Annotated in this window: 8 protein-coding genes and 1 pseudogene; 3 read left to right on the plus strand and 6 right to left on the minus strand. The window is 34.6% G+C overall.

From position 1 onward, the window contains the following. The 3 genes and pseudogenes from JJE11_RS07715 to arcC form a co-directional block, all read left to right on the plus strand. Nucleotides 1-604 (plus strand): annotated as a pseudogene (locus JJE11_RS07715) (M20/M25/M40 family metallo-hydrolase); the annotation flags it as partial. Nucleotides 605-844: 240 nt separating this feature from the next. Beyond that, a complete protein-coding gene (gene ygeW, locus JJE11_RS07720; protein WP_291634245.1) occupies nucleotides 845-2,038 on the plus strand; it encodes a knotted carbamoyltransferase YgeW in 1,194 nt (397 codons plus the stop codon). Between the two features lie 96 nt (nucleotides 2,039-2,134). Then, the gene (gene arcC / locus JJE11_RS07725; RefSeq protein WP_291634247.1) at nucleotides 2,135-3,064 is read left to right on the plus strand and encodes a carbamate kinase; all 930 of its coding nucleotides are present in this window, start codon (nucleotides 2,135-2,137) and stop codon (nucleotides 3,062-3,064) included. Between the two features lie 64 nt (nucleotides 3,065-3,128). On the opposite strand, the gene JJE11_RS07730 is transcribed toward arcC, so the two are convergent. The 6 genes from JJE11_RS07730 to JJE11_RS07755 form a co-directional block, all read right to left on the minus strand. After that, on the minus strand, nucleotides 3,129-4,478 hold the full coding sequence (locus tag JJE11_RS07730) for an NCS2 family permease (protein ID WP_291634249.1): 1,350 nt from the start codon (nucleotides 4,476-4,478) through the stop codon (nucleotides 3,129-3,131). 77 nt (nucleotides 4,479-4,555) lie between these two features. Then, a complete protein-coding gene (gene xdhC, locus JJE11_RS07735) occupies nucleotides 4,556-5,050 on the minus strand; it encodes a xanthine dehydrogenase subunit XdhC (RefSeq protein WP_291634251.1) in 495 nt (164 codons plus the stop codon). After that, nucleotides 5,040-5,930 carry a xanthine dehydrogenase subunit XdhB gene (xdhB, locus tag JJE11_RS07740; protein ID WP_291634253.1) on the minus strand — a complete coding sequence of 297 codons (891 nt, stop codon included), beginning with the start codon at nucleotides 5,928-5,930 and terminating at the stop codon, nucleotides 5,040-5,042. Before xdhB ends, xdhC begins: the two co-directional genes overlap by 11 nt. A 19-nt stretch (nucleotides 5,931-5,949) precedes the next feature. After that, the gene (gene xdhA, locus JJE11_RS07745) at nucleotides 5,950-8,229 is read right to left on the minus strand and encodes a xanthine dehydrogenase subunit XdhA (protein WP_291634255.1); all 2,280 of its coding nucleotides are present in this window, start codon (nucleotides 8,227-8,229) and stop codon (nucleotides 5,950-5,952) included. 42 nt (nucleotides 8,230-8,271) lie between these two features. Further along, a complete protein-coding gene (locus JJE11_RS07750; protein WP_291634257.1) occupies nucleotides 8,272-9,630 on the minus strand; it encodes an 8-oxoguanine deaminase in 1,359 nt (452 codons plus the stop codon). A 111-nt stretch (nucleotides 9,631-9,741) separates the two neighbouring features. Then, nucleotides 9,742-10,642, minus strand: a 901-nt coding sequence (locus JJE11_RS07755; protein WP_291634259.1) for an adenine deaminase C-terminal domain-containing protein, incomplete at its 5' end; no start/stop codon positions are given.

Raw genomic sequence — 10,642 nt, forward strand, 5'->3', positions numbered from 1 at the left:
AAAAATGTTAGATAAAAAATACAACTCTAAATTCGAAGAAGCTCAGTTCATAGGACGTGGCACTATAACTACATCAGAAATTTTCTTTACTTCACCAAGTCGTTGTGCGGTAGCAGACTCTTGCTCAGTTTCATTAGACCGTCGTATGACATCTGGAGAAACTTGGGAAAGCTGTTTAGAAGAAATTCGTCAACTTCCAGCTGCTAAAAAATACAATGTGGAAGTTACTATGTATAAATATGAAAAAGCAAGTTGGACTGGACTTTCATACCCTCAGGATTGTTACTTCCCTACATGGGTTATTCCTGAAGATCATGCTGTTGTTAAGGCAATGGAAGAATCATACAAAGGAATGTTCGGAACAACAAGAAGCGGTGCTACGGGCACTGATGCAATGAGAAAAGCTCGCCCACTTACTGATAAATGGACATTCTCAACAAATGGTGTTGCTATAATGGGTCGTCATGGAATACCATGCATAGGATTCGGACCTGGTGCAGAATCTCAGGCACATGCTCCAAATGAAATAAGTTGGAAAGAAGACTTAGTTAAATGTGCTGCTGTATATGCTGTTCTTCCAACAATTTACTGTAAAAACAAATAAAGTCATATGTTGTTAGAAATGCTATCTCTCTTCACTAAGCAATTCTAATCGGATTTTATTAAAATATCCTAAAAATCATAAACTCGCTATCGCTCAAACATATGATTTTCTTAACGGCTATTTCAACGAAATCCGTTAAGAATTGCTAAGTTTGTTCAAATAGCATTTTACACAACATATGACTTTTTAACGTAACAAAAAATAGAAATAATAATTTAAATATAAAGGGGAGTTTTTATTATGGCTTTAATGGATAAGTATATAGACAAGCTTAATTCACTTGATTTTAAAAATATGCACAACAATGATTTTTTACTTACTTGGGAAAAAACAAAGGATGAATTAGAGGCAGTTTTCACTGTTGCAGAATCTCTTAAAGAGCTCCGCCAGAATAACATATCATCAAAGATTTTTGATAGCGGCCTAGGAATTTCACTATTCCGTGACAATTCAACTCGTACAAGATTTAGCTTTGCTTCTGCTTGTAACCTCCTTGGTCTTGAAGTTCAAGATCTAGATGAAGGAAAATCTCAGATTGCTCATGGTGAAACAGTAAGAGAAACTGCTAACATGATTTCTTTTATGGCAGACGTTATTGGTATCCGTGATGACATGTATATTGGAAAAGGCAATACTTATATGCGCGAAGTGTCTAAAGCTGTAAAAGAAGGTAATAAGGACGGCATCTTAGAACAACGCCCTACACTTGTTAGCTTACAATGTGATATAGATCACCCTACTCAGTGTATGGCTGATGCTCTTCATCTTATAAACGAATTTGGCGGCATTGAAAATTTAAAGGGTAAAAAGATTGCTATGTCTTGGGCTTATTCTCCATCTTATGGCAAGCCCCTTTCAGTTCCCCAAGGAATAATCGGACTTTTAACTCGTCTTGGTATGGATGTTGTTCTTGCACATCCTGAAGGATACGAAGTTATGAGTGAAGTCGAAGAAATTGCTATTAAAAATGCCGCGGAGTCTGGTGGTTCATTTACAAAAACTAATTCTATGGAAGAGGCTTTCAAAGATGCCGACATAGTTTATCCTAAGAGTTGGGCGCCTTTTGTTGCAATGGAAAAACGTACAGATTTATATGGAAAAGGTGATGATGCTGGTATAAAATCACTAGAAAAAGAACTTTTGGCGCAGAATGCTGAACATAAAGATTGGCAATGTACTGAGGAACTTATGAAAACAACAAAAGATGGAAAAGCACTTTATATGCATTGTCTGCCAGCTGATATATCTGGAGTTAGTTGCGAAGTTGGAGAGGTTGACGCATCCGTTTTTGATCGTTACCGCACGCCACTTTATAAACAAGCTAGTTTTAAACCTTATACAATAGCTTCTATGATTTTTTTAAGTAAAATTAAAAACCCTCAAGAAGTTTTAGCTATGCTTGAGAGGCGTAATAAGGAACGTAAGATAAAATAATATTATTAATTATTTTAATAAAAGGCTACATGGAATTTTAAATTCCATATAGCCTTTTACTACCAAAATTGAATTCATTAATGGAGGGAAAATCATATGAACAAGAAGATAGTTATCGCTCTAGGTGGCAATGCTCTTGGCACTAATCTAAAAGAACAAATGGAAGCTGTAAAATCCACTTCAAAAGCTATAGTTGACCTTATCGAGGCTGGCAATGATGTTGTTATTTCTCATGGAAATGGTCCTCAAGTAGGTATGATTAATATTGCAATGAGTGAACTTCATAAAAATAGTCCGAAATATTCATCTGTTCCTATGTCTGTCTGCGTTGCAATGAGCCAATCTTATATCGGTTATGATTTACAAAATGCATTAAAAGAAGAACTCCTTAATCGTAACATAACCAAAAACGTTTCAACAATAATAACACAAGTTGAGGTAAATCCCAGTGATAAAGCCTTTGAAAATCCAACAAAACCTATTGGAAGTTTCATGACAAAAGAAGAAGCTAATGACTTTGTAAAAACCGGTAAAAAAGTTGTTGAAGACGCTGGTCGTGGATATAGAGAAGTTGTTGCTTCACCAAAGCCAGTAGGTATTGTTGAAATTGAAACTATAAGATCACTAGTTGATATAGGACAAGTTGTTATTGCCTGTGGTGGTGGCGGTATACCTGTTATAAGAGAAGGAAATCATCTAAAAGGTGTAAGTGCTGTTATTGATAAGGATTTTGCTAGCTGCACTCTTGCAAAAGAACTTAATGCAGACTGTCTTATTATTTTAACTGCTGTAGAAAAAGTAGCTATTAATTTTGGTAAGCCAAATGAAAAATGGCTTGGTAATATATCAGTCCATGAAATTAGTCAATATGCAAAGGAAGGACACTTTGCTCCTGGATCAATGCTACCTAAAGTACAAGCTGCTATTGATTTTGCATCATCAAAAGATGAAAGATATTCACTTATAACTCTACTTGAAAAAGCTAAAGATGGTATAGCAGGTATTACAGGTACCACTATAAAATAAAAAAACAATTCGCTTTATATAAATAAAGCGAATTGTTTTTTATTTATGTTATATTTTATTACTTTTAGCCTGTGAAATATAATTTAAGAATAAATATTATCGCCAAAATGTATATCACAATTGAAACTTTCTTTCTCTTAGTATGATCCTTAGTAAATAAATTGTTGATTCCGTTTAACACAGCATAAGAAAGAAGTCCAATTGTTAAACCGTCTCCTATACTATAAGTAAGTGGCATCATTATGATTGTTAAGAAAGCAGGTACTCCCTCAGTGAAATCATTAAAATCTATCTTAGTTATACCTCCTATCATGAAGAACCCTACTATTATGAGTGCAGGTGCAGTTGCACAAGATGGTATTGCAATAAATAATGGTGAAAAGAACATTGCTATTAAGAATAATATGCCTGTTACAACTGAAGCAAGTCCTGTTCTAGCACCTTCTGCAACCCCCGCTGAGCTTTCTACATAAGTGGTTACTGTTGAAGTACCAAGGAACGCTCCTACAGTAGTACCAACGGCATCTACAAGTAGAGCCTTTCCAGCATTTTTAACCTTACCATCTTTGTCAATCATCCCAACCTTAGAAGCAACTCCTACTAAAGTTCCTACAGTATCAAAAAAGTCTACAAATAAGAATGTTAACATTATTATAAGAAAATCCAGTATTCTACTTGAATCAGTTAAATATGAAAAGTCTAGTTTACCAGCAATTGGTGATATTGATTCAAGTTTAAATATTCCTTTTGGAGTGGCTATTCCATAAGTTGCTGCTGTTATAGGTGCTATCATTGCATATATCCAAGCTGCTCCAGCACTTGCAATTATTCCCCATAATATAGCTCCTCTAACTTTTTTCTTTGATAATACTACTATTACAATTACTCCTAGTACTGTTATTAGTACTGCTGGGCTTTTAAAAGTACCCATAGCTACCTTTGTTGCATCATTGCTAACTATAATACCCGCATCCACAAGCCCAATAAAAGCAATGAAAAGTCCTATACCTGCAGTAACTGCTAATTTTAAAGTTAATGGTATAGAGTTAACTACTGCTTCTCTAACATTAGTTAATGATAGTATAATAAAAATAATACCTTCTAAAAATACTGCTGCTAGTGCCACTTGCCATGGAACTTTCATTCCTATTACTACACTAAAAGCAAAGAATGCATTAAGTCCCATTCCTGATGCTAGTGCAAAAGGAAGATTTGCATATAATCCCATAGCTATTGTAGTAAATCCTGCAGTTAAACAAGTTACTGTCACTATAGCTCCCACATTCATTCCTGTAGCTCCCAAAATATTTGCATTAACTGCAATAATGTAAGCCATGGTTAAAAATGTTGTTATTCCACCTATAACTTCTTTTTTGACGTCACTCCCATTTTCTTTCAACTGAAAACGTTCCATTTTGTTCCCCCTCTATTTTTTATTATTAAGCCCCATGAATTATTCACAGAGAAAATTCAAAACATTATTTTATTGTATCATAGTTTTGAATTATTACAATCACAACGATGCTTTTTAGTCTTTTCTACAGCATTTAATATATTTTCATAACCTGTGCAACGGCACAAATTACCAGAAAGTCCTTTTTTAATTTCATCCGTTGTATATTCATTATCATCTTCAAGAACGGGAATGGAGGACATAACAAACCCACATGTACAGAAACCGCATTGCACAGCCCCTTCCTCAATAAATGCTTCCTGAATATCTGATATATTCCCCTCTGCATCCATGAGTCCCTCAGTTGTTCGAATTTCTTTACCCTCTGCCCAAATTGCAAGATAAATACAAGAATCAAAAGCTTCGCCATCAATAAGAACAGTGCAAGCTCCACATTCTCCAACCTCACAACCTTTCTTAACACTTGTAAGATTAAGCTGATTTCTAAGAACATCAGTAAGTGAATCTCTATCATCTATCATAATTTGTGTAGGTTCACCATTTACTATGCAGCTTAATATTTTATTTGCCATTGATTACACCTCCACATTTTTTTATAGATTCTTTTAAGGCCCTTTTACTGAGTTCGCCCACAAGCTGAAGTCGGAAATCTTTAGATGCTCTCCACGAAGTACGTGGATTTACTTCTGTCTTTGCTGTTTCACCAAAAGTATTAAACATTTCTTCTGAAAAACTCATTCCCTTTACAGCTTCTTCTGCCTTAAAACATCTCATAGGAATAGGCGCTGCAACACCGTAGGCAAGACGAATATCTTCAATCTTATCCTTTTGTGCATTAAGTTTACAAACTACGCTACAACCAAGTGTTGCAATATCCATTGCATTACGCATAGCATATTTAATGTAATTACCTTTATAATTTTCATAATTTTCTTTGGTTATATAAATTGCCGTAAGTATTTCAGCATTTTTCAGACTAACTTTTCCAGGACTTATATAGTACTCAGAAATAGGAATTGTTCGAACTCCACTAATACCTGTTATTTCAAGTTTAGCATTTAGTGCAAATAAGGTGGATGCACTATCCGCACTTGTAACACCATTTGAAATATTTCCTCCAATTGTTCCAATGTTTCTTAATTGTGGACCTCCTATTTCATCAACCGCTTCACCAAGTACTGGGATATATTTTTTGATAGTATCATTTTTTGTAATATGTGAAAAACTTGTAAGAGCACCTATCTTTATACTACCATCCTCTTGAAGCTTTACTCCTCTTAACTCATCTAAACCATAAATACTTACAAGACTACACCCAGCAAGCTTGCCATGCCGAATGCTTATAAGCACATCACTTCCACCTGCAATAATTATTGCATTAGGTTCCAGTGCAAGACGTTTTATTGCATCTTCCACTGATGTTGCCTGGTATATTTTTTCAATATCATACATTGTTATTCCACCTCCACTTTTAAATTAAATTTTGTTCTTTAAATTTTTTCACAAGTCTTTGTGGTGTTAACGGAGCAACATTAAACTGAACTCCTGTGGCATTTAGCACTGCATTTCTAATTGCCGGTGCAACAGGAATGGCAGGTGGTTCTCCTAATGCTTTGTTTCCAAAAGGACCTGACACATCATAAGTTTCCACAAATTGTGCTTCCAAATGTGGTGTATCCATAATAGTTGGAAGTTTATAATCTAATAAATTATCATTGAGCATTCTCCCTGTCTTTGGATCAAATAATAGCTGCTCAGTTAAACCATAACCTAAACTCATACTCATGCCACCATGTACCTGACCTTCGGCAAGCTTAGGATTAAGAAGTGTTCCACTGTCATGAACATTAATAACATTAAGAACTTTAATTTTACCTACTGGAATATCAACTTCGACTTCAACAAAGCATATTCCAAAGGAGAAGGTATTTGACTTGCATTGATTTGTTATATCTGCTGTTATATGAACTGATTTTTCCGTATTGTAAAATGCATGCATGGCCACTTCTTTAAGTGAGGCTATAATTTCACCAGTTTCTTTATTTACTATACTATTATTTTTAAGTTCAATGTTCCCTATAGGAAGTTTCAACATAAAATTTGCATGTTCTATTATTTTTTCTTTAAGTAGCATAGCCGCCTTTTTAGCTGCCATACCTGATACATAAGACTGCCTGGATGCATAAGCGCCTGTATCAAATGGTGTAATATCTGTATCTTGAGTTGATATAGTATGCACGTTTTCAACTGGAATATCCAGCACCTCTGCTACCATTTGTCCAAATACTGTATCTGCCCCTTGACCGATCTCTGTGGCACCCATTTGAAGTTGGACAGAGCCATCTTGATTAAGCACAATTCTACAAGCTGCCGTTTCCAGTGAAATAGGGAAAACACCTGTTGCATAACTAAATATTGCCATACCAACACCTTTTCGTATGGGTCCTGTTTGATTTTGATATTCTTTTAGTTTATTATCCCAATCTATATACTTTCTACCCTTTTCAATACACTCGAAAAGACCATTACTATTGCATTTAACTTGATTATCTACGAATCCTAATTTCATAGCATTCAGTTTTCTCATTTCAATTTTGTCGAGTCCAAGTTTTGTTGCTATATCATCAACATGTGATTCAAGTGCAAACGTAATTTGTGGTATCCCATAACCACGCATTGCACCAGATGCTGGCATATTTGTATATACTGAATACATATCACCTTTGGTTGCAACCTCATCTTGATATATCTGTTTAAATGCGTGGCCTGATTTATTTGTCACACTATGTCCATGGGATGCATAAGCCCCTTTATTACCATACATTTCTATCTTTCTTGCAACAAAACGTCCATTTGATCTCACATAACTCACAATTTTAATTTTCATAGCTGTACGAAGACGGGTATTTACAAAATCTTCTTCTCGCGAAATATCGAGTTTAACACATCTTCCACCAACTACTTTACTTAAATATGCATTTAGTGGTTCATAAAGGACTTCTTGCTTATTACCAAAGCCCCCTCCTATATATGGTTTAATGACTCTGACTTTACCCCATTCAATTCCAAGAGCTTGCCCAATTACACGCCTTGCAATATGAGGAATTTGAGTTGATGAAACCACAACCATTTTTTCACCTTCAGTATAGGCGTAAGAAATCGGATTTTCTATATGGCAATGCTTAACAGGAGAAAGTTCATATTCTCCTTCAAAAGAAATAAGTCCCTCTTCTTTTATTGCATTGTCATAATTACCTATCTCATAACTTGTATGTGCAAGAATATTAGAAGGATACTCCTCATGAATCCTCTTTGCTCCTTCACTCAAAGATGCATCAATAGATAATAGTGGTTCATATTCTTCATATTCAACTTTTATAAGCTTAATTGCTCTTGTTGCAATTACAATATCATTAGCAACTACCGCAGCTATGTCATCTCCATAATATCTAACTCTTTGGTTTAGTAACTTCCTGTCTGCAATATCCTGATGAGACGATTCCAGTGAAAACGGATGACCTGCTGTTGCAAATTTAATATCAGGAACATCAAAACAGGTTATAATTTTTATAACTCCGACCAGTTTCAATGCCTCTGAAATATCAATACTTTTAACAAGGCCATTTGCAATAGTACTGTGCATTACTTTCGCAGCAAGAGCGTTTTTTAATTGAAAATCATCTGTAAACTGTGCACGTCCAGTTACTTTATCAAAAGCATCAACCCTTTTAATACTTTTTCCAATACTCATTTTGTGCCCCCTTATATAATAATCAATATCGAAAAATCCCAATCATGAATTTTCGTTAAATTTTTTTACCACGGCATCACTTTCATAATAAATTTTTTCCTCATCAATTGTTACAAGTTTACCATTTTCAACAATAATGACACCGTTTACAATAGTGTAATCCACAGTCCCTTTAAATCCCACAGTGCTAAGTAGTGATTTAGGGTCAAAATCAGCCCCTATAAGTTCTATCCTATTAATATTTATCATAAATAAATCCCCTGCCATTCCAACAGATAATTTACCAATATCTGAGCGTCCAAGTACTTTTGCACTACCTCTGGTTGCAATTTTTAGTATATCATAGGCTGTTGGAGCATTTTTGCCTGAGTTTAATCTATGGAGTAAAAATGCAACTCTCATTTCTTCAAGCATATTTGAGCCGTCGTTGCTTGCGCTTCCATCAACTCCAAGCCCAACAGGGACTTTAAGCTTTATCATTTGAGGAATTTTTGCAATTCCCGATGACAATTTCATATTGGATATGGGACAATGAGCAATGCCTGTACCAGTCCTTGCAAGTAAATTTAGCTCATCATCATTAAAGTGAATACCATGTGCAAACCACACATGGTCGCCTAACCATCCCAAACTCTCCATATACTCAAGAGGGCGCATGTTGAATTTTTGCATAGTAAAATTTTCTTCATCCACTGTTTCTGCAAGATGTGTGTGGAGTCTAACCCCAAGGTCTCTTGCAAGCTTTGCCGATTCACGCATCAAATCTCCCGTAACACTGAATGGCGAACAAGGGGCAATGGCAACCTGCCTCATGGAAAAACGACTTTTGTCATGGAATTTTTCCACCAAACGCTGACTATCTTTTAAAATATCAGTAGTAGACTGAACCACAGAATCTGGTGGAAGCCCACCATCCTTTTTACTAAGAGACATGCTTCCTCTAGATGCATACATTCTGATACCAAGTCTTTGTGCCGCCTCAAACTGTGTTTCAATCAGATTGTTTTGATTTTGTGGGAATACATAATGGTGGTCAAAACACGTTGTGCAACCTGTTTTTAAAAGTTCGCCCATTCCACAAAGAGAGCTGTACATAATAACATCACTATTTATATTTTTCCAAATTTCATATAAATATTTTAGCCATGGGAATAATTCCATATTTTGAACTTCTGGAATATTTCTGCTAAAGTATTGATAAAGATGATGGTGTGTATTTATAAGACCTGGATACACTACCATATTTGTTGCATCTATAATCTCATCGGCACATTTAACTTCGCTACCAATATATTTTATTTCACCGTTTTCAATAAATAAGTTTATATTTTGAAATACATTGTCCTTATCATCACATGTTACAAGATACTTAATATTTTTTAAAAGAATTGAATTTTTCATAATGTTCACCTAAACTAGTCTTGAAACAATAGTTAATATATCATTGCAAAATCAGAGTTTCCTTTCAAAATTTGTATATCTCATGAAAAAAAGTGCATTAATTATATTTTACTATAAATTTGTATGTTGAAATTTTATAACATCAAATAAACCTCTATCAGTAATTTTAAGTTCTGGAATAACCGGTAATGCCATAAATGCTAAAGTCATAAAAGCATTTACACTTTCATTAATGTCAAGCTCTTCCATAGCAATTTTGTTGAGTTTTTCATGACCTTTTGATACAGTTTCTAAATCTTCACTAGACATGATACCTGCAATATCTAAAGGTAAACATCCCTTGACCTCACCATCTTTAACAATAACCAACCCTCCGCCAATTTCTATAATCTTTTCTACAGCTATTTTAACATTAGTTGGATTATCACCTATAACAATTAAATTATGTGAATCGTGTGCTATAGTTGATGCAACAGCTCCATTTTTAAGACCATATCCTTCAATTAAACCCTTACCGATGTTGCCGGTACCACTATGTCTTTCAAATACATAAATAGGCAATATATCAACTGATTCATCATATATATAATATTCATTATCATCTACTTTCACATTCCTTGTTACATTCTCTGTAAAAAGACTATGATCCATAATTTTAATTACTTTTGCAGTGTCAGATGTCAACTTTATTTTTAAATCTTCCTTCGAAAAATCTTTAATATCAACACTGTTACATACAGTTTCTAACAGTTTTCTATCTTCCTTTATATCTTTATACCAATCATCCTTTACTTGTTTACCTTTTTTAAAAGTTTTAAGAACGTTAAAATCTGATAAATTGTCAACTATTATAAAATCTGCTATATATCCCGGAGCAATAGCTCCAAGTTTTTTAAGATTGTAACATTCTGCTGAATTTAAGGTGGCCATTCTAATAGCAGTTATAGGGCTGACACCCCCTCTTATAGCAAGTCTAATATTGTTGTCTATATGACCTTCTTTTAAAATATCC

It is taken from the genome of Clostridium sp., assembly GCF_016650095.1.
Lineage (GTDB): Bacteria > Bacillota > Clostridia > Clostridiales > Clostridiaceae > Clostridium_AD.

What these genes read in the sequence shown, in the direction of transcription:
- ygeW (WP_291634245.1), top strand. Translation starts at nt 845, where the DNA reads ATGGCTTTAATGGATAAGTATATAGACAAGCTTAATTCACTTGATTTT.
- arcC (WP_291634247.1), top strand. Translation starts at nt 2,135, where the DNA reads ATGAACAAGAAGATAGTTATCGCTCTAGGTGGCAATGCTCTTGGCACT.
- JJE11_RS07730 (WP_291634249.1), bottom strand. Translation starts at nt 4,478, where the DNA reads ATGGAACGTTTTCAGTTGAAAGAAAATGGGAGTGACGTCAAAAAAGAA.
- xdhC (WP_291634251.1), bottom strand. Translation starts at nt 5,050, where the DNA reads ATGGCAAATAAAATATTAAGCTGCATAGTAAATGGTGAACCTACACAA.
- xdhB (WP_291634253.1), bottom strand. Translation starts at nt 5,930, where the DNA reads ATGTATGATATTGAAAAAATATACCAGGCAACATCAGTGGAAGATGCA.
- xdhA (WP_291634255.1), bottom strand. Translation starts at nt 8,229, where the DNA reads ATGAGTATTGGAAAAAGTATTAAAAGGGTTGATGCTTTTGATAAAGTA.
- JJE11_RS07750 (WP_291634257.1), bottom strand. Translation starts at nt 9,630, where the DNA reads ATGAAAAATTCAATTCTTTTAAAAAATATTAAGTATCTTGTAACATGT.